Here is a 23,117-nt window from a genome sequence, read left to right as displayed (position 1 = left end):
TTTCCTTATCTGCTGCTTGCGCCCACAATCATCGCGGGCAGGATCACCCTCGGCGCGATGAACCAGATCCTTAACGCGTTCACGCAAGTACGAACCTCGTTTCAGTATCTCGTCAACTCCTGGAGCACGATTGTCGAACTGATCTCGATCTATCAGCGGCTGCGGAGTTTTGAGGCAAAGATCCACGGTGGGCCACTGCCGTCGATCGAGACACAAAGGGAGCCAGCCTCATGATTGGCGTAGCTGCAGGAGTTGACGAAACCCGGCCCTTGAGCCGCTTGCCGCACACCCGATCCGACGCCCCCACACTGCGGTCATCGCGTCCTTGATCGTAGCCCCACATCCACGCTTGTGCTCTCGCGGTGCCTCGACCGGCCTCGGTCCAACTGTTGCGCGTGCCCGAATTGCACGCACCGCATACTTGCGATGCCAGCCGGTCGTCGCGCATGCCGCATCGAGATGCGCCTCTTTTCCGCCCGGGTGGCCGACCGGCAACGATCCCTCTCGGCCGACACCACCTGCCGCCGCGCGCCCATGCTGATCTTTCCCACCATAGACGCCACCGGACAAATTCGATGGCAGCCACCCAAAATTCGATGGCAGCCACCCAATCACCGGCGAGAAGTTGTCCAGTAACAATCCGGATGAGGCAATGCGCCTCAGTTCGTCTCCAAGGACGCTTCGGGAGCCGCAGCATGCGAAGCGTCTCCGAATTCCGTTCACCGCGTCTTTCGCAACATCGGCGTAAGTGGCGGTGAGCAACCGTGCTGTATCTCTCCAATAATCTTGAACCCGTGGCGTTGGTAAAACGGAATGTTTTCAGGATTCGAACTTTCGAGGTAGGCAGCGAGGCCCTGCTCATCACAGCGTTGAAGAGCGTACTTCATCAGCAATGTGCCAAGCCCTTGTCCGGCCCAGTTCGGATCGACAGCGATCAGGGGCAAATACCAATGTGGCTCGGAGGGATGATGTTCGGCCATTCCCTGGCGCAGGTGTGCCATATGTTCGGTGATTTCAGGGCGCAGGGACAGCGCCATGATTGCGTCCAGCGCATCCTCATCCTGCTGCACGCCCGGAGGCAGCCACAGGGCCGCCGCGCGAGTCTCTCCCGTGACGTATGCTGTGCCATGCTCGAATGCTCGTCCGCCACAGGCCTTGATGAACTGAGTCATGCTGCCAAGATATTGCCCAGGGTCCGGCCAACTCCAACGCATCAAAGGATCGGCGGCAAAGCCAAGGACAATCGTCCAGACGATTCTTGCCCGAATACTTGCGTTCGCCGAGGTGACGCCCGGCTCTCTTGTCATGATGCACCGCTTTTCGATCGCAGGGTTGAAGGTTGGAGCACAGGACCGATACCTTGGACGTGAGCGGAATGGATGTGCCCCGAACATTCATCCCCTTTAGTTTCCGCCTCCGGCTCTCATCCCGCCTCAGAAGGCCGCCTTCGACGGCGGCTTCGGACGAAGGTTCTCGCTGCGAGCCCCTGACCCTTGGGCCTGCCGAGGACTTGTGCTTTTCGCCATGAGAGCGTCATCTGGCTCCTGCCCTTTCCGAAAGGAAGGGCTCATTTTATCGGCGTCGACAAGCCTGGCAGCCTTCCGAAGGAAGCGAGAAGGACGATTTGTGTTACAAGGTGATCTTGTTTTGCCAAATGTTGCGAGTTGCATTCGCTCGACGAGTCTAAGCACCGCAGTATAATTTGGAACCTGCCAACCGAGGTAGGTGCTTGGGATTGTCTGCCCCAAGGATTGCCAACGACTTCCCCTTCAGCCTTGCCGCAGCGATCGCACCCGTGACGTCGCCCGCGCGGATCGAGTTGCCGCCTCCGTCGGCCGGCGTCGTCTGGGTCAACGATCATCACCGGCTCGACCCCGCCTCGCCCTGGGGCGGCCTCGCCGCCACCGGCCGCGAATGTGGCACCCAGACCTTCGACGACCACCTCGAGACCAAGAGCGTGATGATCGCCACGCACGAGCAGCCGTTCGACTGGTATCGCGACACGGCCAACCAGAAGCGGCTGAACTAACAGAACGACAAGCGGCAGACGTTCGAAGAAGGCGGGCCGCATCAATGGAGAGTGTCAATGTCGACACGCGTGAACGCAGGCACTCGTCTTGCTCGACTGCCGGTCGGGCCGTTCTATCGCCGCATCATACTGCTGATCGGCATAGGAACGCTTTTCGACGGTTTCGACATCTACATTGCCAATACCGTGCTGAGCCTGATGCTGAAGACGAGCTTTTCGACCCTAGCCCAGAATGCGGTCTTCATCTCCGCGACCTTCGTCGGCATGACGCTGGAAGGTTTGGTACCGGGTTTCTCGGTGACCGCTATAGAGTCCGCGTCGCGCATAATCTTGCCAGCAGCCAGGCGCAGCGCTCGATGTGCGCCAGGTCAAAGTCGGGCAATGCGCAGTGTTCGAAACCGATATACTTCCAACCGCCGGCGAGCGTGGCCGGCGCCGTTCGCCGACCCAGCACGATGTCCAGGTAGTCGTCCTTGCACCGGCTCAGGGCGGTGTCGCTCACGCTCGCTCCGTCGGGCGACGGCGTTGCGTCGGATCGGAGCGACGGCAGCGGGCGCACGCCGCCGCGTCCCGCAAGTTCAGCCCGGCGCACGCTGGCCTGCCCCCGCGGCGTCGCTGCGGTAGCGGCTGGTCGAGGTCTGGTAGTACTGCGCGCGGATGGCCGCCATGGCCTCGATCAACGCTCCCCACGGCGCAGGAAAGCATTCTTCCGCTATCAGGTGGTGCAACATGCGCGTATGGCCGGCCAGCTCGTCCTTGAGGAACTCCACCACAGGCATAGCCGGGTAGCGCTGCAGCAGCAGGATCGCCGCGTTGTCGGCCTCGCCGGCCGAGCTGTCCTTGTCGCGTCCATGCAGATCGTTCTGCAGACGCCCTATCGCGGAGATGAGCCGCAGGACCCGGCGAAACGCCGGACGCGCGCGCAAGGTCTCCATGTCCAGCCCCCACAGCAAAGACAGGCAACAGAACACATTCGCGTAGGCGATCGAATCGATGCCGTTGTGCAGGTACTCGGCGTAGGACCAGCGTTCCGCCCCCGCCGCCCGCACGTGTCCGGCGCGCAGCGCCGCGCAGTAGCGCCGGGTATGGTCGAGAAGCTGAGCATAGTCGCGACGATCGTAGGCGAGTGCGGCCAGCGAGGTGCGCAGCACAGCGCAGCCGTCGAATCCGGGGAGCGCGCACGGCACGCCCTGCCCCAGCGCCTGCTCCACAGCGGCGAGCTGCTCCGGCGCGATCAGGCCAACGTCGTTGCAATCGTCGAGCCAGAACAGCAGCGCCAGTTCGCGATAGAACGCCACGATCAGCGTTTCGTCTTGCGGATCACGGCCGGTGCGGGCGCTGGTGTCGAGCAGGCTCGGATGGATGCGCTGCAGGATGTACTGGCCGCCCCTGACCGCTTCCATGGCATGCTCGTCGGCGAACCCGTTCAGGGAATGCCCCCACTCCAGCACCTGCTGCAGCGCGCGTTCGGTCAGGATCATGGCGCCGCTCCTGCTCTCTCGGCCAGGGCGCGCCGCCCCCAATGAAGCGCCAGCCACAACCCGGCAAGTTCGGCCACACGCACGACCCGCGTGGGGCAATACAGTTCCTTACCGATCCACAGCGGCGTCTGCGGCAATGCATGCGCCGCATGGCGGGCGAGCATCCACTCCAGCGCATGCGCCACCGCCTGCGCGATGCGCCGGCGCCCTGTCGGCTCTTCGCTCCCGTCCATCACATGCAACGCGAACAGCGCATAGGCGGTTTCCTCGAATGTGGACGCGCGACCAGCGCCCCAGCCGCCGTCGTCGCGCTGCGCCTGCAGTAGCGCCGCCAGCGCGCGCTCGTCGCGCCATTCGGTGTTGCCTTGCGCCAGCGCAGCGACCGCGTGCGCGGTGGGATACAGCCACGAAACGTGCCATTTTTCGTTGTCCCATACACCGTGCGGGTTGCGATTGGCCTCGACATAGGCGCTGGCGCCGGCGGCGGGCTTTCCCAACAATCGCAATGCATGCAGGGCATGAATGTTGGTCGACACCGACGCATTGCGCTCGCCGGGAAAGGTGACGAACAGCTCGCCGGTTTCGAAATGGCGCAAGGCATCGACCGCCGGCTCGCGGTCTGCCAGGCGCAGGACGCACAACGCGATGGCGGTGTCGTCCGCATCGGCCGCGAAATGCAACGCCGGGCCGAGACCGCGCACGCCCAGGCGGGCGTCGAGCTGCAAGACGATCACGCGCACCGCCTCGGCGAGCGCGGGATGCGCGAACAGCCCGGCCAAATGCAGGGTGTACAGCGACCAGCATGGCTCGAACACATTGATCGGCCAGACGTTGGGAACGACGCCTTCGATGCCGCTGCGCGTCGCCCGCGATGCTGCCTGCAGATACGCGTCGGCGCGCCCGACCTGCGTCGTGCTCCCCTGTGTCACGGCGTGCGCACGCCAGGCGGCGGTGGCCGCCGGACTGATGCCGATGCTGCCGTCGTCGTCCGGGCATGCGGTAGTCGGCGAGGTCCCCCAGGCTTCCCAGGAGTGCAGCAACGGATGGCCGCTCGGCAACGTCGCTACCGCCGCCAGCTTGGCCAGGCACGCTTGCCGCAACGGCAACAGCGCCGGGTGGCGCGGGAACGCCACGCCGCCCAGCAAGGATGCGGCCTCGCAGCAAAATTGCGGCAGGATCAGCTCCGCGCCGATCGGCGCGTCTTCCGGCACCGCATGCGCGTAGGGATCGGGCTGGCGTTCGAGGAACCGGGTTGCAGCCTGGACTGCGTCGGCAGCGCCGGGAAGAGGATCGGCACGCTGCAATGCCAGCAACGCCGCCCACGTGGGCGCATGGCGGAACAGCGGGAAGTCCGCGCTTCCCCATCCGCCATCGGCCTGTTGCTGCGAGATGAGCCACGCGTAGGCGTCCTGCCGACCGGTGACGTTGCCGTGGAATTGCAGAGCTCGCGCCGTGTCGTAGACGGACGGACCGACGCTGCCGCCATCGCTCATCTCGCCCAGCAGGTGGCGCAATTCGGAAAGGATCTGTTCGGACTGCGCGTTCACGCGGGATCTTTCTTCAGACGGTTGACGAGAACCAGGATCGGGCAGACGCCGCGCACGTCGTCGCAGGTCCGCCGCATAGGCTTGGCCGCAGCGCGCCGCGGCCGTGCAGGGCAACCGCTGCCATCGGCGCCGCGGACTCGGACACGGTGCAGCATGCACCGCTACCGCCGGCCGATCGCAGCGGCACAGGGGCGACTCCATGCGCACGGGCGCGCTCATGCGCATGGCGCGTGCTTGAACAGGTGCGCGTTGGCTCGCTGCAGCATCTGCTCCAACCGTTCCGCACGCGGCCCCAGCGGGACGATGGCCTCTCCGGCGTCGCGCAACAGATCGAGCGCGAACTGGCGCGCAGCCTGCAGCCCCATGATCGACGCGCAGGTCGGCTTCTGCGCCGCCGCGTCCTTGCCGGGGGTCTTGCCCAGCGCTGTGGTATCCGCTGTCGCATCGAGAATGTCATCGACCACCTGCAACGCCAGGCCGAAACAGGCGCTGTAGCGATCGAGCGCACAGTACAGCGCAGCGTGCGCGGCATCCTCCGCGATGGCGCATAGCGCGCCCATGCGAACGGACGCGCGCACTAGCGCTCCGCTCTTCATCCGGTGCATCGCGACGATCCTGTCCAGCTCGACGTGCTTTCCGACCAGCGACAGATCGATGGCCTGCCCGCCTGCGGCACCCTCGGCGGACACCGCCCGCGCCAGTTCGCGCACGAGCGCGATAGGATTGTCGCCCGGCGCATCCAGGCTCGCCAGGGTCAGGAAGGCGTGCGCCTGCAGCGCGTCGCCGACCAGGATCGCGGTGGCTTCGCCGAACTTGACGTGCACGGTCGGAAGGCCGCGGCGAAGCACGTCATTGTCCATCGCGGGCAGGTCGTCGTGGACCAGGGTACAGGCGTGCATCATCTCGATGGCGGCGCCGACGTCGTCGAGCATGTGCGCCGGCGTGTCGGCCAGTGCGCCGGCGGCCAAACAGAGCAAGGCGCGGGTGCGCTTCCCGCCATGCAAGGTGGCGTAGCGCATCGCCGCCATCAGCTCGGTCTCACCCTTGTCTTCGGCGCAGAGAAGGCGCGCGAGCGCTTGTTCGACCCGCTTTACGCCATCGTGCATCCAGATGTCCGGCAGCAGCCTGCCGGAAGCGCCGCGCGCTTGCGGGCCCAATCCGCCGAGCGCGGAAACGCCAGTTCGGTCGTCGTGTAGCGTGGAACCGGTCTGCATGCTGTTCATGTCCTTGTACCTGACAGGAGACGGCCACGGCGAGCGGCGGGCCGCCGCGGTGTTGCCGGCGTCGCTGCCTCGCCATACGGGCGCAAGCGATGCCAGCTCATGAGAATCCGATGCGGATTTTCATGGAGGGATGTGCGGTCGGGTAATAGCGCCGGCCTTTTTCGGCGCTGCCCAACAACCGCGGCCGCACCCCGGCCTTGTGCATGGTCAGCGCCAAGGCGATGCAGAACTGCACCAGTTCGAGCCATACCAGGTGGTAACCGATGCAGACGTGTGGGCCGGTACCGAACTGCAGCATATCCACCGGCCGGATCGGCTCCGTGCGTTGCAGCCACCGCGCCAGGCGGAACTGATCAGGCGTCTCGTGCAGCAGCGCCGAGGTCGAGAAATGCAGCAGCGGGATGCACAGATGGGTGCCCGCGGGAATGCGCCGTTGGCCGAGTTGCAATTCCTGCAGCGCCCGACGCGGCAGGAGCGTGGTCGTCGGATGCACGCGCAGCGTCTCGCGGAACAGGGCCTCGGCGACCGGACACTGCGCCAGGTCCGCGTGCCGGGTCGGCACCGCGCCCACGCGTTGCGCCTCCTCGACCAGGGCGTCCCACAGCACAGGCTGCCGCGCCAGCTCGATCACCATCCAGGCCATCGTCGAGGCGGTGGTGTCGTGACCGGCAAGCAGCAGCAAGCGGATATTGGCGACCAGGACGTCATCGGAGAGCGCATCGTCGCTGCGATCGAAGGCGCTCACCATGTCGTTGATCAACCCGGTGCGCGCGGCATGCGCGCGCGCGTCGCGGACGAACTGGCGCAACTGCGCGTCGATCCAGTCGCGGGCGGCGCGGCCGCGCCGCAAGGGCAGTCCGGGCAGGTCGACCGGGGGCGCGACGATCAACTGCAGCAGTTGCCGGTACTTGCGATGCCATCCCGGCAAGTCCTGCGCGGGGATACCCATGAGGCTGAAGATGAGCTTGAGCATCAGGTCGCCGGTTTCGCGCAGGATGGTTACGTCGCCGCGGTCACGCCACGCCTGCACCCGCGCCCAGATGACGGGCGCGAACAGGTCGCCGATCCCGGCCTGAGTCAGCCCTTTGGGCAGGAACGCCGCCTTGATCGCATCGCGCGCCTGCCGGTGCGCGCCGCCGTCCTGGGCGACCAACGTTCCGCCAAGTAATTCGGGCGCGATCTCTTCGATCAGCGCCGAGGACACGTCCTTGTGCCGGAGCAGTGCGAACGCATCCGGATCCACGCACGTCATCAGGTGTCCGGCAGGGCCGAAATCCAGCCAGAAGTGGCTGCCCAGCATCCGTTCCGCGCGCCCCAGCAGGCGCGGCAGGTCGCAGACGATGGCGGGAAGATGCCCGACCAGGGGGAAAGCGCCGGGCACGACCGGGATGTCGTACCGCCGCCGGTGCCGACGAGCCAGGGGGTTGAGCAGCATGTCCATCAGCAGCGCGGCGCCGCAGGCGCTTCGGCGGTGTTGCCGGCAGGCCGCGCGGCGCGGCTGTTGCCACCGTCGGCGTACGTCGGCACATGCGCCAGCATGCCGCCGTCAATGCACACCACCTGGCCGGTGATGAACGCAGCATCCTCGGAAAGCAGGAACGCCACCAGCGCGGCCACGTCCTCGGGACGGCCGACGCGCGGCAGGAGCTGGTGCCGGCGCAGATGCCGCTGCATGCGCTCGTCCAGCTTGGCGAGGAGACGCTCGGTCATGATGAGACCCGGCGCAACCGCGTTGCAGCGGATCTGCGCATGACCGTACTGGGTGGCGAGCGAGGCCGATAGCATGTTCATCGCCGCCTTCGACGCGGCGTAGGACGTCTGCGCGGTGTCACCGCTGAGCCCCTGGCACGACGACATGTTGACGATGGCGCCGCCGCCGCGGGCGATCATCCGTGGGATGGCCTGCCGGCAGCAGAGCAGGCTACCGCGCAGATTGGTCGCCATGGTCTGATCCCAGACCGCCAGGTCCAGGTCGAGGATCGCTCGGTCGCGCGGGGTCAGATGCATGGCGCTCGCGTTGTTCACCAGCAGGTCGACCCCACCGAAGTGCCGCTCCGCCGTCTCGAACAGCGCTGCCACCGCCTGCGCATCGGCGATGTCCATCGCCAGCGCCAGCGCGAGGCCCGCTTCGGCCGCGATCTGCGCGGTGCAGGCGATGGCCGCCGAGCCATCAATGTCGGCCACCACCACTCTGCCGCCTTCGCGCGCGATGGCTAGGGCGCATGCCTTGCCGATGCCGGCGCCGGCGCCGGTCACCACGGCCACCTTGCCTTCAAACCGTCCGATCGTGTCCTCGTGGATTGCGTTGGTCTTTCGCGGCATGCCGCTCGGCCTCACCGGAGAAGGCGCGGGGTCGGCGCTGGCGCGCTCGTCATCGCCAGCGTCGCTTTCGATGACCCGAATGGCGGCGACCGGGCACTGGCTGGCCGCGAGCCGCACGGCGGCGTGCAGCACCTGCGGGACCGTCGCCACGCACACTTCCGCCACGCCGTCCGGTTCGCGCTGGCGAAAGGTGCCCGGCAGCGTCAGCACGCACTGCCCGGTGGTTCCGCACAGATCCTGGTCGACCACGACGCGCATCTCAGCCCCCGTGCTCATGCAGCCGCACCGGCAGCGCGCGGAATGTCCTAAGGAACGCGGAGGGCTCCCGGGTGGGCTGCTCGGCCAATGCCAGCGTGGGGAAGCGCGCCTGGATCCGCGGCAGGCTCTCGGCCAACTGCACCCGGGCCAGTTGCGCACCGAGGCAGAAGTGGATGCCGTGGCCGAAGCTCAGCATGATCTTCCCGTCGGTCGACATGCCAGGACTGGTGCCGTAGAACCGCGCGGGATCGAAGCGGTCGGGGTCGGCGAAGGCGTCCGGGTCGCGATTGCCGGCCGCGATCAGCACGCGCACGTCCGCGTTCTTCGGGATCACCACGCCGCCTAGTGCGATGTCGCGCTGGGCGATACGCGGAATGGAGCTGAACATGGCGGGCGCGTCGCAGCGCAGGACTTCTTCGACGAATGCCTTCACCCGCGCGGCGTCTCCCTGCAGCCAGTGCCGCTGTTCGGGATACGCCAGCATCGCCAGGACCGCATGGTCGATGGTCGCGGCAGTGGTGGCGAAGCCGCCCAGCAGCATGCCCCACAGCATGCTGATCAACTCCGCATCCGACAGCGTGTCGGCATCGTCCTCGTGTGCGCCGACCAGTATCGACACGATGTCGTGGCGGGGATCGGTGCGCTTGCGCTCTATGAGGTCGCCGAAGTAGGCCTGCACGCTGGCGCTGGCCGCGTCCGCCGCGGCGAGCTGGGGATCGCTGGCGTGCGGGCTTAGGCCTTCCAGAATGGCGCCGATGCCGGCGGCGAGCCCGAACATGTCGTCTTGGGGCATGCCGAACAGTTCGGCGAAGATTAGCATGGGCAAGGCCAGCGCGAATTCCCGATGCAGGTCCACCGCCTCCCCGCGCTCCAGCGCGGGCGCCATGCCGTCCAGGCGCGCTGCGACGATGCGCGCGATGCTCGGCCGCAGGTCGTCGATCTGGCGCATGGTGAAATCGCGCGAGATCAGCCGGCGCAGACGCGTATGCGTCGGTGGGTCCTTCATCGCCAGCGTGGACGCCAGCAGATTGAGCGACAGGCTGGTCGCCGCACGCGGGAAATAGCGCGCGAGTTCGCCGGGCGCCGGCCCCCGAAACGCATCCCCCGTGGCCTTGAGCGCCCAGTAGATGTCGGCGTGGCGGCTCAACAGAAAGAGGCCCGACGCCGCGCGATGCACCGGATCGTGCTCGCGCAACCATCGCAGGAACGGATACGGGTCGTCGATGCACGCTGGCGAAGCCAGTTCGGCGAAGGCGTCCCGGCATGCTGCTGTGGTTTCTTGCACGTCCATCTTGCTTAGTTGTTGGCTGGCTGATCTGAACGGCGCGCGCCAGGCGCGCCGGCAAATTGCGGAGAAGATCGCGACTCCCAGGGGCGTCCGCGCATCACCAGAGCACCGGCAACTCTTCGAACCCGCCAGTGATGATCTCCTTGCGCAACTTCAGTTCTTCGGGCGCCACGGCCAGGCGCAGCGCGGGAAAGCGCTGGAAGACCGAACCGAACACCACTTTGAGTTCCAGCCTGGCCAGCGCCATGCCGAGGCAGTAGTGCGGACCGTAGGAGAACGCTAGGTGCGGATTTTCGTCGCGCCCGATATCGAAGATTTCCGGGTCGTCGAAATGGCGCGGATCGAACGACGTCGCCGGCAGTCCGACCAGCACCTTGCTCTCCGCGGGAATATGCACGCCGGCGATGGTCACGTCGGTCCTCGGATAGCGCATGATGCCGTCCCAGCCCACGCCCGCCGGGTACATGCGCAGGATTTCCTCCACCGCCGTGTCCACCAGGGATGGATCGCCGACCAGGCGTTCGCGCTGTTGCGGATGGCGGAACATGGCCAGCAGGCCGAATTCGATCTGCGCGACGGTGCTCTCGTGCCCCGCCACCAGCATGCCCGCGGCCAGGCCGATCGCCTCCTCCTCGGTCGCCTTGCCCTGGTCGACCGCCGCGAGCAGGTCCGTCAGCAGGTTGTCGCCCGGATCCTGGCGCTTGTCCCGCATCTTGCTGCGAATGTAGGCGCGCAGTTCTTCCCAAGCCAGGCGCGACGCGCTGCGCGGGCCGCTTTCATGCTGGTGCGTCATTACCTCGTCGGACAGGCCGGCGAAAAACGCGTGATCCTCGTAGAGCACGCCCATCAGCGCGCTGATGACCATGGCCGGAAGCGGAAAGGAGAGGTGGCGCCGCAGGTCGGCGGGCTGGGGCTGGGCCGCCAGCGTCTCGAACAACTGCGCGGCGATCGCCTCGACCTGCTGCGCGAGCAGCTTCACCCTGCGGTCGTTGAAGGCTGGCGCCACGATCGTGCGCAACCGGGCATGCTCGCCCCCCTCGTGCGAGACCAGCCACCCCGGCGAACCGAGAATTACCGAATCCGGGGTGAATGCCGCCGGCGGCATTCCCGCGGGCCGGAACGCCGCGTCGGACATCACCGCCTTGGCCTCGTCGTAGCCTGTCACCCACCAGCCTTCGTGCCCGGACGGGAAGCGCACGCGGTGGATCGGACCGTTGGCGCGTAGCGCCAACATCTTGGGCGAGGGCTCGATGTGATCGACGCGCCACATCGGCAGCGTCGGCAAGGGTTGTTCGGACATGGTGACACTTCAGTCTCTACGCGATGGAAGGGCGGAAGGTGACCGGCAGACGGTGCGGGCTTCACGTGCGCTTGCGTTCGCTTCTGTTCGTCGATGATGATGATCGGCGGGGACGGCGGCCGGAACCTAGGGCCTCAAAGTGGCTTTAGCCAACTACCGAATCTTGTAGTAGCGTCCTAAACTAAACGCCTGGCGGCGCAAAAAACATGCGGAAAACTCTGTCGCCACGCGCTGCAATACGGAAACCTAACTCCGATGCGTATCCGCCTATGTTGGTTGGCTACATGCGCGTGTCGTCGGACTCCGACCGCCAGAGCACGGACTCGCAGCGCGATGCGCTGCTCGCCGCCGGCGTTGATCTGGTGACCGGCCTGGGGTTCGCCACGACGACGACGATGGTATTTCGCAAGGCTGATAGAGGGCCCGCGTTGATTTTCGACGCAAACGTTATCAACGCGATCGTTGATCCTTCGGGCCCTTGGGAAGCTCATTTTCAAGAACAAGATCCCTTCTCGGCTCAACGAACTTCCATGCGAAAGGCGTGCTGAACTATAGCAACTACGTCGAGGAAGCAGCGGGGCTTGCACGACAACACCTTTCGGGACAATAAGCTCGCAAAGGAAGCAGGTCCGTCAGCCGTCCTGGCGGGCAATGACAGCCGCTGCAAAGAGCCCGGGCTGGCGCTATTCGTCGTAACGCGTACCGGCAGTGAGCTGAGGGCCCGCAATCCACTGCTGTCGCGGTATACCGGCTCGCCCGTTATCTCGATTGATGCGACGCTCGCCGCCAAGGCGGCCAGCACGGCTTCGCCTTCGAGCCGCGCGACCATCTGCCCCACGCAGCCGTGGATCCCGGTGCTGAAGCCGATATGTCCCGAAACGCGCCGGGCGATGTCGAACTGGTCGGGCCGTTCCCACCGCGTTTCGTCGCGATTCGCCGAACGGGCCTGTACACTGCCTCGAGGTCCGCAATCAGTCGCTCGACTTCTGCAAGCCAATTTCGGCAAGGCCGGCGCGTAATACTACTGGATATCGAGGGCATTGATCACCCGAGGTCCGCGCGAACCGGATCCGGAAGTCGGTTGGTGCGGAGAACACGTTCTCAACCGATCTTTAGCGCTTTCGACGCAATGGCCACCGAGTTGGGCCCGCTGATCGAGAAGGTCTGGCGGCACTGGGAGGACAAGGACCGCGCGGGCCCGGACCGTCACGCTGAAGGCTCAAGTCAACGATTTGGACATCATCACGCGCAGCAGGTCCATGCCGATCGCGATTTCGAACCACAGCGAGCTCGAACACTTCTCGATCGCTGCTTGAAAGCGAGATGCCCGCTTCAAAGCCGGTTCGGCTTCTTGGGAGTATCGTTGTCCTCGCGCCATGGTGAGGGGCAGGCTGAGCCGCAACTCGGCCCGCCGATTTGAGAGGCGCAGTTTCGAGCAGGATTTCAGGAAGGGGCGCAGGCGCGGGTCTTGTGCAGCGCGGCAGAGCTCATTGGTTAACATTCGTGAATCCCCAAATCGAAAGACTTGCGGTAGGATCAGGTTTTTCCGAGCGTCGCACCCATGTTTGAACAAGCGACTACCGCTCTATTGCGAGCGGTGCTCGACGAGGTCTGCGAAAAGCTACCACGCGACGAATCCGGCGCTCGCACCCACGTGGCCTGCAAGATCCTGGAAGCCGCAAAGACCGGCGAAACGACCCCGGACGAGCTGCGGCAGATCGGCCGGATAGCGCTGACAGAAGCGCCGACGATGTGGCGTTGATCGGGCGGGTCCGGGGTGAATTTCCAGGTCACAGTCTTGAAAATCCTGGTGAGTTATCCGGAAGGATTCGCCGTGATGGCGGACCTCAAGCGCGACATGGCAATCCTCGCCACCAGCGGCCCGGAATGGGCCGAACGCACCAAGCGGCTGGCCGCGCGCGTGCCCGGGCTCGACATTTTTTCGGACGGTCTCGTTGAGCGTCAAAACGGCGGCTGGAGGATTACTGTGAAGGGACGAGCCGTGCTCGAATCCATGGAGGCGCGCCGGACCGAACACGAACCGGTCGAGAAGGTGCTAGTGGAAACGGCCGGGCCACCAGTGCCATCCTTGCCGCTCCCGGCAGAGCGAGCGAAGCGCCGATGCGCACGGCGCCAGCGCCGCCGCGAAGCCCGCGAACCCGCGCGAGCGCATGCATCTTAAGTGGACAGGGCGCGGCGGCAGCCCAACTCATTGACCAAAGAGTAGATAGCTCCGGTCGATGCCGCGGCGATCCCGCGTCTCGTCGGTCCAGCCGACAGCTCGGCGATAGCTGCCCATCGCGCCGTTCGCTTGAGTGCCCTGACGTCGACGGGCTTGTTCTCATCGGCGAAGGGGGAGACCCAGAGCGCATCCTCGGGACAATAAAGCTCGCAAAGGAAGCAGGTCTGACAGTCGTCCTGACGGGCAATGACCGGAATTCCATAGGTGCCCAGTTTGCCGTGCATCGCCTTCCATACGCTGTCGTAATCGGCGAATGCGAAGCCGGTGTTCACGATGCCCGCGCTCGGCACCAGGTGGCAAGGATCGATGACGATTGGTTGAAGAACTCACGCCGCCGCTGCGTACCTGGGGCAGGAGTTCGGTGTCGGAGCCGAGCTGATTGGCCGGAAACAGCCTGATCTCCAGCCGGCCGCTCGTCGCTTCGCGGATCGGTCGATCGCCTCTTGCGCCGATATTCACCGGATGGGTCGGATCCTGTCCGGTCGCGAACTTCTAGACGAACTCGGCGGCAGACGCCGGACGGGTCAGAATCCTGCAGAGAGGTACGGCCGTAGCCGCCCTCAACAGCGAACGGCGGCTGATGATTCCGGGCTTCGAGACAATCATGTTTTACTCCTGATCCTGCATTGACGTTGCTGCCGACTGCAAGCTGCGCTGGCGTGCAGCCTTCCGGGCTCTTCACCGGCTTTCGATCGCCGGCATTTGGGCAAGAGCCATCGCTCGCCGCCGCAATATACGGCGGGCGTAGCTCCTCAAGGGGCTTCCCTTGATTGGCGCTTAGCGCCGGTGCACTAAAGCCACTGCTTGATCTGCCTTGCGACCTCTGCGGTGGAAATCCCGTAGCGGTCGTGCAGTGTCGGAAGTGCGCCAGCGTCAAGGAATTCGTCCGGCAATGCGATCTGGCGGAAAGGCGGATGAACGCCTGAACGCATCAGAAGTGCGGCAACCGCCTCGCCGAGACCGCCAATCGTTGTATGGTTCTCGGCAACGACGACGAGGCGGCCCGACTTACCGGCTTCACGCAAGATCGTCTCGGCGTCGAGCGGCTTGATGGTCGGAACGTGCAGCACCGCGATATCAACGCTGTCGCCCCTCAAGGTTTGCGCGGCCTCGAGCGCACGCATCGTCATGATGCCGGAGGAAATGACCAGGGCGTCCTTCCCGTCACGGATCAGCTTGGCCTTGCCGAGCTCGAATTTGTAGTCGTACTCGTCCAGAACGATCGGCACCTGGCCGCGCAGCAGGCGGGTGTAGACTGGCCCCCCATGCGCCGCGATGGCAGGCACCAACTGCTCGATTTCGTGGGCATCGCAGGGATCGATGACCGTCATGTTCGGCATGGCACGAAACAGCGCGAGATCCTCTGCGGCCTGATGGCTCGGGCCGTAGCCCGAGGTCAGGCCGGGCAATGCACAAACGATCTTCACGTTTCGGTCTTCCTCCGCGATTGTCTGGTGTATGAAGTCGTATGCCCGCCGCGATGCGAACACGGCGTAAGTAGTGGCGAATGGCATGAAGCCTTCAGCGGCGAGGCCGGAAGCGGCGCCGAACAGAAGCTGCTCGGCCATGCCCATCTGGTAATAGCGGTCCGGAAATTCCTTCGCAAAGATGTGCAGGTCGGTGTACTTGCCGAGGTCGGCCGTCATGCCGACCACCTCAGGGCGGTGGCGTGCGAGCTCGACGAGCGCGTGTCCAAAGGGCGCAGGCTTCGTCTTCTGTCCCTCGGACGCGATCGACGCGATCATGGCGGAGGTGGTCAGGCGCGGCTTGCCAGGCTGAGGTGCTGATCTGACGGTTTTCATGCCTGCCTCCCGGCTTCGAGCGCGGCAAGCGCGAGCTGCCATTCGTGCTGCTCGACGCGGATGAAATGGCTCTTCTCGCGCTGTTCCAGGAAAGGAACGCCCTTCCCCATCAGAGTGTCGGCGACGATCATCCTCGGCTTGGGCTCGGGATGGGATTTGGCGGCGTCGAACGCTGCAACCACGGCATCGAGATCGTTGCCGTCGATCCGCTGCACGAACCAGCCGAAGGCCTGAAGCTTGTCGACCAGCGGCTCGAAGGCCATGACCTGCGTGGAAGGACCATCCGCCTGCTGATTGTTGACGTCGACGATGCCGATCAGATTGTCGAGCTTGTAGTGGCCTGCCGACTGGATCGCTTCCCAGACGGAGCCTTCGTCGAGTTCGCCATCGGAAAACAACGTGTATACCCGCGCCTCGGATCTCTTGCGCTTAAGTCCTAGGCCCATGCCAACGGCAATGCTCAGCCCGAGGCCAAGCGATCCGCCCGACATTTCCATTCCGGGCGTGTAGGAGGCCATGCCCGACATCGGCAGGCGGCTCTCGTCGCTGCCATAGGTTTCGAGTTCTTCCTCCGGGACAATTCCCGCTTCGATCAAAGCTGCGTAAAGTGCGATGGCATAATGTCCGTTGGAGAGCAGAAAGCGGTCCCGGCGGTCCCATGACGGATCTTCAGGCCGGTAACGCATGGCGTGGAAGTAGGCCACGGCGAGAACATCGGATATGTCCAGCGCCTGCGCGATATAACCCTGCCCCTGGACTTCGCCCATGCGCAGCGCATTGCGGCGGATATTGTAGGCGCGGTCCGCTAGCTTGGGCGCGCTGATAAGCGTATTGGTGGGCGTTTCCATCGATCTGGACCTTATCTCGCTGGGCTCAGTGGATAAGCATGCCGCCGTTGACGTCGATCACGGCACCCGTGACGTAGGCAGATAGATCGGAGGCTAGGAAGGTGTAGATACTGGCAACGTCTTCTGCCGTGCCGAGGCGATTGAGCGGAATGCCTTCCAGAATTTTCGCTCTCATTTCATCGTTCAGCTTGCCTGCCGTAATATCCGTGCCGATCAGGCCGGGCGTGACGCAGTTGACGCGAATCCCGTCAGGGCCGAACTCCCGCGCCATCGCCTTGGCGAGGCCAAGGACCCCCGCTTTCGCAGCCGAGTAGTGTGGGCCGCCGAAAATGCCACCACCGCGCTGGGCCGAGACGGACGACATGCACGCGATCGACCCGGACTTTCGTGCGCGCATATTCGGGATCACCGCCTGCGACAGAAACAGGATACCCTTGAGGTTGACGTCCTGAATTCGATCCCAATCGGCCGGCGAAATGTCCAGGAACTTGACCGGCTGTGTGATCCCGGCATTGTTGATCAGGATATCGATGCCTGTGAAGGTTTCGATCACGCGGGTGACTGCCTGTTCGCAGAGCGATTTGTCGGCGACGTTGCACGCCAGTCCAATGTGGGACTTTCCAAGCGATGCCGCAGCGTCCGCCGCGGCGCCCGCGTCGATATCCAGAATGGCCACCCGAGCGCCCTCGGCGGCGAACCGCCGCGCGGTTGCAAGCCCGATGCCCCGCGGCGAGGCCGCGCCCGAAATGATTGCCGTCTTACCGCTGAGCAGCATCAATTCCTCCCGCAAATTATTCTTCCTTGCTGGATTAGGAATGACTCGCGGAGGCCTGCCGTACCAACGCACAGTTGTCACGGATCGATGAATCTGGTTCACTTATCGGATGCTCTCGAAGATCCCGATATCCTCAATTCGTGCCTTTGAGGCCGCAGCCCGGACCGGATCGTTTCGCGATGCGGCGAATGAGCTTCACCTGACGCCGAGCGCCGTCAGTCACGCGATCCGCAAGCTGGAGGCCACGCTACGGACCGTTCTGTTCGAGCGCAGTGCGCGCTCTGTGCGGCTCACGCCAGCCGGCGAAAATCTGATGCGTCACACCGGGACGGCGTTCGATCAGCTCCGCCGCGGCGTTGAGGAAGTCGCCGCGCGCGGACCGCAACTGGTGCGCGTCCACTCCGCCCCAAGCTTTGCTGCGCAATGGCTGGCGCCACGGCTTGCGCAGTTTCTCGCTGCTTACCCGAAGCTCGAGGTTCGATTGGCCGCAAGCACGGATTATGCGCGCTTCAGCAACGATGATTTCGATATCGATATCGTCTACGGTCCGCCGCGCGCAGAAGGCGTCGAGATTGTTCCTCTACCGGAAGAGACGGTTACCCCGCTCTGCTCTCCCTCGCTCGCAAAATCGATAGGGAAGGCCGCTGATCTGCTCGATCAGACGCTCATCCGCTCAGACGTGAAGCAGGTGCAGTGGCATCAATGGTTCGCCGCGAACGGATTAGAAGCCCCCGCCCTCCACGGCATGAGGTTCGATCGGAGCTTTCTTGCAATTGCGACCGCTGCGGAGGGATTGGGAGTGGCGTTGGAATCAACCCTCCTGGCCGAGCGTGAACTGGCCAATGGGCGATTGGTTGCCCCATTGGCGGGACGCGCGAACGATATCAGTTACGTCGGTCACCGTCTCATCTATCCGCGCGCCAGCCGACAAAGATCGGCCGTACGCGCGTTTGCAGACTGGCTGCTCGCGCAACTCGACGGCGAACACGCCCGCTCCTCGCGATGAACTGCAGGTCTGGCTGGAGCTTGGTTCAGGGCAAACCTCTGCTTGGCGCCGAACAGCAACCTTCGCCGCCGGGGCGTCCCGCGCCTGCGGAGAACCTCAAATCATGCATTCTTCATTGGTCTGGCAGCGAGCTATCGTTGATGCTCGCCGATCCATCTCTACAAGGCGATCATCGATGTAGCGCCTGAGCGCCGCAGCCGCGTTCAACATATAGACAGCATTGAGATCACTTCCCACACGTCACGGCTCGCGCGCGCCTGCAAACCGTTCCAAGAGGCGCTCGACGCCAGCAGGCGCGAGCCGATCGCAAGCCAGCGGATTCTGCTCGCAGGAGGCGACGGCGAGCGCATCTTCTGCCCAAGCCATGCAACAGTGAAGCTCGCTTGCCAGGTCGCGCGCCTCATCGACTGGTCGGCGACCCTGGAGGCCCTGGCAGAGCTGGCGGTCAGCAGGGGTGCTGGACCTCAATCCGGGACATGCGCTCGCCGAATTGATGCAGGCCTTCCTTCCGGACGTCCGCTGCTACGCGGCCGATGGATTTCACACTTTCGATGGGCTTCGAAACTGGATAGCCTCTCAACAACGAAGATGCTCAGCCCCTTGATTCAACGAGGCGATCTTCCACGGCCCTCGGGCCGGCCTACCTACGTCATGGGGAGATGGTAGCTGACCCGCAAGGCCATCACTGGTCGGGGGTTGGGATGTCAAAGCCGAGCGGTAGAGCGGTATGTGACGATTTCTTTCAATGACTCACAGAGTTGGTCTATTCTGGACTTCAAAGTACGAGCGGATAGGTAGACCAGAACGGCAATGGCAAGGCGCCGAAACATCATCGCAATTCCCTCGCTGGGTTCTCTCGACAAGACCGCAGGCCGGGTCGGACAACAACTCACGCAGGCACTTCGCGAGGCGATATCAAACGGGATCTTGAAGCCGGGCGAACGGCTACCGTCCACCCGCACCCTCGCTGCATCGCTCCAACTCGCGAGGGGTACGGTCATCGAGGCGTTTGGTCAGCTACATGCGGAAGGCTACCTCGAAGCGCGCGCCAGAGGCGGCACGATCGTGGCGAACGTCAATGGCGACAGCGAACTCGTGAGCCCACCGCAGGCATTCATCGAGCCGCCGCGGATCGGCCTTGTGTTGCGGGAGAACGTCGCCCGTCTTGCAGAGGTCGTGCAAACTCTTCGGCCCCAAGGGACGATGCCATTTGCAATCGCTCATCCGGCAGGCGCGGTCGCCCCGGATGACAAGTGGCGCCGTCTCGGTAATCGCGTCCGAGCGCTGCGCGTGGCTGCCCCGTCGGGATACATCGACCCGAAAGGATTGCCTGATTTGCGGCTCGCGATTACTGACTACGTTCGTAAAGCCCGTGGAGTGAAATGCGAGGCCGGCCAGGTCGTGATCACGGCGGGTACGCAGCAGGGTCTTTTTCTGGCTGCAACCGTTCTTCTTGCGGACGGAGACGCAGTATGGGCGGAAGACCCCGCCTATCCCGGTATTGTCGCGGTTCTCGGAAACTTCAACGTCCAGACCTCTCGGATTCCCGTCGACGCGCAGGGCATCGACGTCCACGAAGGCCTCGTCCGATGCTCGAAGGCTCGGGTCGCGTTCGTTACACCATCGCATCAATATCCGCTCGGCATGCCGATGAGCATGGCGAGACGCACGGCTCTGCTGTCCTGGGCCCGTCAAAACAATGCCTGGATTGTCGAGGACGATTACGACAGCGAACTTCGCTACGCGGGACATCCATTTCCGTCCCTGCAGGGATTCGATCCTACACGTGTCGTCTATCTCGGGACGATGAGCAAAGTGCTCTTTTCCTCCATGCGGATCGGATACGCCATCGTTCCCCTTCCGCTGGTGGAGGCATTCGCAGGCGCCCGTGCTCTTATTGACCGCCATTCTCCGACAGCTGATCAATATGTGCTCGCGCAATATATGCGCGAGGGCTATTTCGAAGCTCACATACGGCGCATCCGGGGCGCGTACGCAGAACGGCGCGCGGCCCTGATCTCCGCCATTAAGACAGAGCTGCCGTCCTGGACAGCGCTCCAACCAAGCGACCAAGGTATGCACCTGGTGCTTTGGCTTCCTGCCGGCCTCGACGACGTCAAGCTAGCCGAGCAAGCACAGAAGGCCGGGCTGGTTGTGCGACCGATCTCGCCCATGTACCAAGATGCGCCTGCTCGGTTCGGTCTAATGCTCGGCTTCGGCGGCTTTTCCGTCGCGGAATTGCAGGGGGCCGCAGTCCGCCTGAAAGGTGTCCTTGAGGCATCGGTCCGCGCGAACAGAAAGGCCAAACTGTCCAAGCGCCCACGGATGGAAACTGCCAGATAATATCTGGATGGCCGCGCTCAGGTCTCTTTCGCAGCAATCGGCGCTCGCCGCGAACTTGAACATTGGGTTGGGGTGCTCCGCAGCGCGCCGGGAAGAACGCGCACTGATCTCCAGTTTTTGACTCCAACCAGAGCTTTCGCCAGCGGCAGACGATCGTAGGGCGAATGAGATTATCCATGCTTGCGCAGGGCCGCCGATGGGCTTGGCCCCGCCATACCCGAGGATCACAAGTAGGGCGTTGCGCCACGATTTCTCCGAGCATGTCGCTCCGTCGGATATGAGTCAGGCCTGCTCCGCTTTGGCCACAGCGGCGGCCAGCATTGCATCGCCGATCACATCCTTGCCCTGGGCCTTGAGCGCGTTCCCTGCACCGAGAATGTCCCGGACCTCTTTATTCTGACTAAGCTTCGACTTGCCAACGAGTCGTGTGATCTCGATCTCGATTCCGACGATCATCTTGAGCATCGTATCGATGTAGTCCTTGGGACTGTCAGTCATCTTCCAAGGATCGGCCTGCTTCGCCTCATGGATGCGCGTCAGCCGCGCGACCATGCCACGAACGTAACGCTCATCGTCGCGGATCGTCACGCGTCCGTACACATGAGCCACCATATAGTTCCAGGACGGGACCTGCTTCTTGAACTCGACCTTGCTGGGATACCAGTTCGGCGCGATGTAGGCATCCCCGGCGCGGAATACGATCAGCACCTCGTTCCCCGTAGCGATATCCTGCCAAATGGGATTTGCGCGAGCCACATGTGAATGAAGCACGCCCTGTTGCCCTTCCTTCGCGTGCAACTCGAAAGGTAGGTGATTTGCGTCGAGCCCGCTCTTCCCGTTGGTAAAGAGGATGCCGAGAGGATTTTTGTTGATGAGATCGTGAAGCGCCTCGGGGCGCGACTCGGCGAAATGTGGGGGGACGTACATGCTAGCTCCCTGGCAATTGATGAATGCCGCGCACGCTGCTCGCAGCATCAACGGGATTTCGTTCAGACCTCGGTCATCTGGAATTCACTCTTGTCTGCACCGCAATCGGGGCAGATCCACTCGTCGGGGACGTCTTCCCAGCGAGTGCCCGGCGGAATGCCCTCGTCCGGCCATCCCTCCCGCTCGCTGTAAACAACCCCGCAGAGCGCGCACATCCAGGTCTTGTAAACCGGTGCGCCGATCGCTGTTTCAGAGTGCAGGTGAGCGCTTTCATTGCTCATCTCGGGTCGCCTATGCTGTGGAGCATTCATGAGACCGATGTAGGCCAGAACTGGTTCATTCCATAGAGCCAGTCTGCGGCATTCTTGCTGTACCAGATTGACGTCCTCTGGTTTTGGTCAAGGCCGTCAACCCGGCAGTAGGAAGATCTCTCAGAGAAGAAGTGCATTCCTTCTTCGAGCAGCCGAAACTGGTCATCCGACTGTTGGACAGCCATGACCGCGAAGCCTTGGGTCCCTCAGCCACGCGCCGCCGCTTTCATCGGCAAAGGCCTGCGAGGCGTCGGCTGTGCATTCCATCACTTCCGATAAGAGCGCAAATGAGCCAGAACCGTCCAGCGGCCGGCGGCGTTACAAATGGCTTTGCAGCGAGCCACACGGCCGCTGCAGTCCTGAGCTTTGTGCAATTGCACTCAGGCGTGAAACGGGTCTAGCCATCATGCACGAAGATTGGCGCCGCGAACGTCAGTTGAAACGATTAACGGGCTGAGCAATGTTCGACTCGCATACGTTCTTTTTTGTTCCTCGCCGTGGCATTGTTTGTGGTGGTCACGCCGGGCCCGGGTCTCTTCTATATTGTGGCCCGGACGCTTGCTGGCGGCAGAAATGAAGCGCTCGCATCGAGCGTTGGCCTGGGTACCGGAGGGCTTGTCCACGTTTTCGGCAGCACCGTCGGTCTGTCTGCCCGTGTTGTCGCAAGCGCACAAGCGTTCACCTTGCTAAAGATCGCCGGAGGCCTATATCTCATCTGGCTCGGGATCAAGGCGTGGCGCGAGGCAAGCGTCGATCCGATAGAATTGCAGACGACAGATGCGTATTCTGCTTTTCGCCAGGGCATCGTCGTAGAGGCGCTGAACCCGAAGACAGCCGCATGCTTTCTCGTGTTCATCCCGCAACTCGTCGACCCATCTGGGAGTGTCAGCATGCAGTTCATCGTCCTGGCTCATTTCGGTCGGACTCAACACGAGCGTAGACCTGATTGTGACCTATTGGGCTCCAAAGACGAGGGATGGCTTTGCAAAACGGCCCTCATTCTTCGTTAAGGCGCGATAGGCATCAGGCGCCATCATCTGCGGGCTGGGGCCGACGCTACTCTTCGCAGGCCGCACGAGTTCACCGCTGCCGAACTTCCGCGTCCGAATAGCGCGCAGAGTCTCCATTCGGCTACGAAGGACGCCTTGCCACCGGAGGTCCTTGCTTCACCGTGCAACGCGATCACGACCAGCGTCGATGCTGGTTCGACTTCGGCCGCGGTTTGGCCGTCCGGGCCGGCAGAACATGAAGGGACGCATCAACCGGCCGGGAGCAGGGCCCGCCACCGCAATCCAACGCGCTTGCCTCTGCAGCCTCTTTTGCTCTCGTGCTGGTGGATCTGGATACGTGATGAGAAACCGAGTTCGTGTCCACGGCCTAGAAATCGTCATCCTTCCTCGTGCTCGAAACGAGGA

The 23,117-nt window shown here is 63.7% G+C and carries 21 protein-coding genes and 6 pseudogenes; 9 read left to right on the top strand and 18 right to left on the bottom strand.

The features are described from left to right. Window positions 1-234: SbmA/BacA-like family transporter (locus tag AC0L3U_RS36525; RefSeq protein ID WP_473364862.1), on the top strand; the 234-nt coding region annotated here is incomplete at its 5' end. Window positions 235-719: 485 nt separating this feature from the next. On the opposite strand, the gene AC0L3U_RS36520 is transcribed toward AC0L3U_RS36525, so the two are convergent. Further along, window positions 720-1,307, bottom strand: a complete 588-nt coding sequence (locus tag AC0L3U_RS36520) for a GNAT family N-acetyltransferase (RefSeq protein WP_219682280.1) — start codon at window positions 1,305-1,307, stop codon at window positions 720-722. A 434-nt stretch (window positions 1,308-1,741) separates the two neighbouring features. On the opposite strand from AC0L3U_RS36520, the pseudogene AC0L3U_RS36515 reads away from it, so the two are divergent. After that, window positions 1,742-2,029, top strand: a pseudogene (locus AC0L3U_RS36515) (aldehyde dehydrogenase family protein); the annotation flags it as partial. A 328-nt stretch (window positions 2,030-2,357) separates the two neighbouring features. On the opposite strand, the pseudogene AC0L3U_RS36510 reads toward AC0L3U_RS36515, so the two are convergent. From AC0L3U_RS36510 to AC0L3U_RS36470, 9 genes and pseudogenes are all read right to left on the bottom strand, one after another. Next, window positions 2,358-2,588 (bottom strand): annotated as a pseudogene (locus tag AC0L3U_RS36510) (type 2 isopentenyl-diphosphate Delta-isomerase); the annotation flags it as partial. Between the two features lie 19 nt (window positions 2,589-2,607). Then, complete coding sequence (locus AC0L3U_RS36505; RefSeq protein ID WP_259219191.1) at window positions 2,608-3,510, bottom strand: terpene synthase family protein; 903 nt, start codon at window positions 3,508-3,510, stop codon at window positions 2,608-2,610. Continuing rightward, complete coding sequence (locus AC0L3U_RS36500) at window positions 3,507-5,057, bottom strand: hypothetical protein (protein WP_259219190.1); 1,551 nt, start codon at window positions 5,055-5,057, stop codon at window positions 3,507-3,509. Before AC0L3U_RS36500 ends, AC0L3U_RS36505 begins: the two co-directional genes overlap by 4 nt. A gap of 215 nt (window positions 5,058-5,272) precedes the next feature. Continuing rightward, a complete protein-coding gene (locus tag AC0L3U_RS36495; protein ID WP_259219368.1) occupies window positions 5,273-6,271 on the bottom strand; it encodes a polyprenyl synthetase family protein in 999 nt (332 codons plus the stop codon). A 106-nt stretch (window positions 6,272-6,377) separates the two neighbouring features. After that, entirely contained in the window at window positions 6,378-7,721 is a 1,344-nt protein-coding gene (locus AC0L3U_RS36490; protein WP_219682276.1) for a cytochrome P450, read from the bottom strand. Next, on the bottom strand, window positions 7,721-8,566 hold the full coding sequence (locus AC0L3U_RS36485) for an SDR family oxidoreductase (protein ID WP_310473303.1): 846 nt from the start codon (window positions 8,564-8,566) through the stop codon (window positions 7,721-7,723). Before AC0L3U_RS36485 ends, AC0L3U_RS36490 begins: the two co-directional genes overlap by 1 nt. Next, window positions 8,553-8,860 (bottom strand): annotated as a pseudogene (locus tag AC0L3U_RS36480) (ferredoxin). The gene AC0L3U_RS36485 and the pseudogene AC0L3U_RS36480 overlap by 14 nt, the downstream one beginning before the upstream one ends. Before the next feature lies 1 nt (window position 8,861). Beyond that, window positions 8,862-10,151 carry a cytochrome P450 gene (locus tag AC0L3U_RS36475; RefSeq protein ID WP_219682274.1) on the bottom strand — a complete coding sequence of 430 codons (1,290 nt, stop codon included), beginning with the start codon at window positions 10,149-10,151 and terminating at the stop codon, window positions 8,862-8,864. Window positions 10,152-10,245: 94 nt separating this feature from the next. Continuing rightward, the gene (locus AC0L3U_RS36470; RefSeq protein WP_259219189.1) at window positions 10,246-11,448 is read right to left on the bottom strand and encodes a cytochrome P450; all 1,203 of its coding nucleotides are present in this window, start codon (window positions 11,446-11,448) and stop codon (window positions 10,246-10,248) included. 206 nt (window positions 11,449-11,654) lie between these two features. On the opposite strand from AC0L3U_RS36470, the gene AC0L3U_RS36465 reads away from it, so the two are divergent. Next, complete coding sequence (locus AC0L3U_RS36465) at window positions 11,655-11,996, top strand: hypothetical protein (RefSeq protein ID WP_473284997.1); 342 nt, start codon at window positions 11,655-11,657, stop codon at window positions 11,994-11,996. Between the two features lie 143 nt (window positions 11,997-12,139). Here the strand turns inward: AC0L3U_RS36465 and AC0L3U_RS36460 are convergent. Beyond that, window positions 12,140-12,388 (bottom strand): annotated as a pseudogene (locus AC0L3U_RS36460) (cytochrome P450); the annotation flags it as partial. A gap of 292 nt (window positions 12,389-12,680) precedes the next feature. Here AC0L3U_RS36460 and AC0L3U_RS36455 point away from each other — a divergent pair. From AC0L3U_RS36455 to AC0L3U_RS36445, 3 genes are all read left to right on the top strand, one after another. Then, window positions 12,681-12,764 (top strand): hypothetical protein, encoded by an 84-nt coding sequence (locus tag AC0L3U_RS36455; RefSeq protein WP_473284514.1) that lies wholly within the window; start codon window positions 12,681-12,683, stop codon window positions 12,762-12,764. 245 nt (window positions 12,765-13,009) lie between these two features. Further along, complete coding sequence (locus AC0L3U_RS36450; protein WP_204513598.1) at window positions 13,010-13,210, top strand: hypothetical protein; 201 nt, start codon at window positions 13,010-13,012, stop codon at window positions 13,208-13,210. 15 nt (window positions 13,211-13,225) lie between these two features. After that, window positions 13,226-13,630: a hypothetical protein gene (locus AC0L3U_RS36445; protein WP_259219187.1), complete on the top strand. Its 405-nt coding sequence runs from the start codon at window positions 13,226-13,228 to the stop codon at window positions 13,628-13,630. 27 nt (window positions 13,631-13,657) lie between these two features. Here the strand turns inward: AC0L3U_RS36445 and AC0L3U_RS36440 are convergent. The 5 genes and pseudogenes from AC0L3U_RS36440 to AC0L3U_RS36420 form a co-directional block, all read right to left on the bottom strand. After that, window positions 13,658-13,890 (bottom strand): annotated as a pseudogene (locus AC0L3U_RS36440) (4Fe-4S ferredoxin); the annotation flags it as partial. Further along, window positions 13,891-14,296, bottom strand: a pseudogene (locus AC0L3U_RS36435) (TRAP transporter substrate-binding protein); the annotation flags it as partial. It abuts the pseudogene before it with no gap. Window positions 14,297-14,481: 185 nt separating this feature from the next. Beyond that, on the bottom strand, window positions 14,482-15,492 hold the full coding sequence (locus AC0L3U_RS36430) for a transketolase family protein (protein ID WP_259219366.1): 1,011 nt from the start codon (window positions 15,490-15,492) through the stop codon (window positions 14,482-14,484). Next, entirely contained in the window at window positions 15,489-16,340 is an 852-nt protein-coding gene (locus AC0L3U_RS36425; protein WP_259219186.1) for a transketolase, read from the bottom strand. Before AC0L3U_RS36425 ends, AC0L3U_RS36430 begins: the two co-directional genes overlap by 4 nt. Before the next feature lie 25 nt (window positions 16,341-16,365). Then, a complete protein-coding gene (locus tag AC0L3U_RS36420) occupies window positions 16,366-17,115 on the bottom strand; it encodes an SDR family NAD(P)-dependent oxidoreductase (RefSeq protein ID WP_259219185.1) in 750 nt (249 codons plus the stop codon). Window positions 17,116-17,224: 109 nt separating this feature from the next. Here AC0L3U_RS36420 and AC0L3U_RS36415 point away from each other — a divergent pair, with 109 nt between their 5' ends. Next, window positions 17,225-18,121, top strand: a complete 897-nt coding sequence (locus tag AC0L3U_RS36415; RefSeq protein ID WP_259219184.1) for a LysR substrate-binding domain-containing protein — start codon at window positions 17,225-17,227, stop codon at window positions 18,119-18,121. Window positions 18,122-18,931: 810 nt separating this feature from the next. After that, the gene (pdxR, locus tag AC0L3U_RS36410) at window positions 18,932-20,464 is read left to right on the top strand and encodes a MocR-like pyridoxine biosynthesis transcription factor PdxR (protein ID WP_204513593.1); all 1,533 of its coding nucleotides are present in this window, start codon (window positions 18,932-18,934) and stop codon (window positions 20,462-20,464) included. Window positions 20,465-20,746: 282 nt separating this feature from the next. On the opposite strand, the gene AC0L3U_RS36405 is transcribed toward pdxR, so the two are convergent. Both AC0L3U_RS36405 and AC0L3U_RS36400 read right to left on the bottom strand, forming a co-directional pair. Then, window positions 20,747-21,391 (bottom strand): FMN-binding negative transcriptional regulator, encoded by a 645-nt coding sequence (locus tag AC0L3U_RS36405; RefSeq protein WP_204513592.1) that lies wholly within the window; start codon window positions 21,389-21,391, stop codon window positions 20,747-20,749. Window positions 21,392-21,453: 62 nt separating this feature from the next. Then, on the bottom strand, window positions 21,454-21,672 hold the full coding sequence (locus tag AC0L3U_RS36400) for a rubredoxin (protein ID WP_085357752.1): 219 nt from the start codon (window positions 21,670-21,672) through the stop codon (window positions 21,454-21,456). Window positions 21,673-22,187: 515 nt separating this feature from the next. Between AC0L3U_RS36400 and AC0L3U_RS36395 the strand changes: the two genes are divergently transcribed. Then, the gene (locus AC0L3U_RS36395; protein ID WP_259219183.1) at window positions 22,188-22,712 is read left to right on the top strand and encodes a LysE family translocator; all 525 of its coding nucleotides are present in this window, start codon (window positions 22,188-22,190) and stop codon (window positions 22,710-22,712) included. Window positions 22,713-23,117 lie beyond the last annotated feature (405 nt).

The sequence above is a fragment of the Bradyrhizobium sp. Kon69 genome (genome assembly GCF_055807515.1).
The sequence above is the reverse complement of the archived record's forward strand: the minus strand, read 5'-3'. Positions and strand labels throughout refer to the sequence as shown.

Excerpts from the sequence above, each read along its gene's own strand:
- AC0L3U_RS36520 (WP_219682280.1), bottom strand. The coding sequence starts at position 1,307 with ATGACAAGAGAGCCGGGCGTCACCTCGGCGAACGCAAGTATTCGGGCA.
- AC0L3U_RS36505 (WP_259219191.1), bottom strand. The coding sequence starts at position 3,510 with ATGATCCTGACCGAACGCGCGCTGCAGCAGGTGCTGGAGTGGGGGCAT.
- AC0L3U_RS36495 (WP_259219368.1), bottom strand. The coding sequence starts at position 6,271 with ATGCAGACCGGTTCCACGCTACACGACGACCGAACTGGCGTTTCCGCG.
- AC0L3U_RS36490 (WP_219682276.1), bottom strand. The coding sequence starts at position 7,721 with ATGGACATGCTGCTCAACCCCCTGGCTCGTCGGCACCGGCGGCGGTAC.
- AC0L3U_RS36475 (WP_219682274.1), bottom strand. The coding sequence starts at position 10,151 with ATGGACGTGCAAGAAACCACAGCAGCATGCCGGGACGCCTTCGCCGAA.
- AC0L3U_RS36470 (WP_259219189.1), bottom strand. The coding sequence starts at position 11,448 with ATGTCCGAACAACCCTTGCCGACGCTGCCGATGTGGCGCGTCGATCAC.
- AC0L3U_RS36465 (WP_473284997.1), top strand. The coding sequence starts at position 11,655 with ATGCGGAAAACTCTGTCGCCACGCGCTGCAATACGGAAACCTAACTCC.
- AC0L3U_RS36450 (WP_204513598.1), top strand. The coding sequence starts at position 13,010 with ATGTTTGAACAAGCGACTACCGCTCTATTGCGAGCGGTGCTCGACGAG.
- AC0L3U_RS36430 (WP_259219366.1), bottom strand. The coding sequence starts at position 15,492 with ATGAAAACCGTCAGATCAGCACCTCAGCCTGGCAAGCCGCGCCTGACC.
- AC0L3U_RS36425 (WP_259219186.1), bottom strand. The coding sequence starts at position 16,340 with ATGGAAACGCCCACCAATACGCTTATCAGCGCGCCCAAGCTAGCGGAC.
- AC0L3U_RS36420 (WP_259219185.1), bottom strand. The coding sequence starts at position 17,115 with ATGCTGCTCAGCGGTAAGACGGCAATCATTTCGGGCGCGGCCTCGCCG.
- AC0L3U_RS36415 (WP_259219184.1), top strand. The coding sequence starts at position 17,225 with ATGCTCTCGAAGATCCCGATATCCTCAATTCGTGCCTTTGAGGCCGCA.
- pdxR (WP_204513593.1), top strand. The coding sequence starts at position 18,932 with ATGGCAAGGCGCCGAAACATCATCGCAATTCCCTCGCTGGGTTCTCTC.
- AC0L3U_RS36405 (WP_204513592.1), bottom strand. The coding sequence starts at position 21,391 with ATGTACGTCCCCCCACATTTCGCCGAGTCGCGCCCCGAGGCGCTTCAC.
- AC0L3U_RS36400 (WP_085357752.1), bottom strand. The coding sequence starts at position 21,672 with ATGAGCAATGAAAGCGCTCACCTGCACTCTGAAACAGCGATCGGCGCA.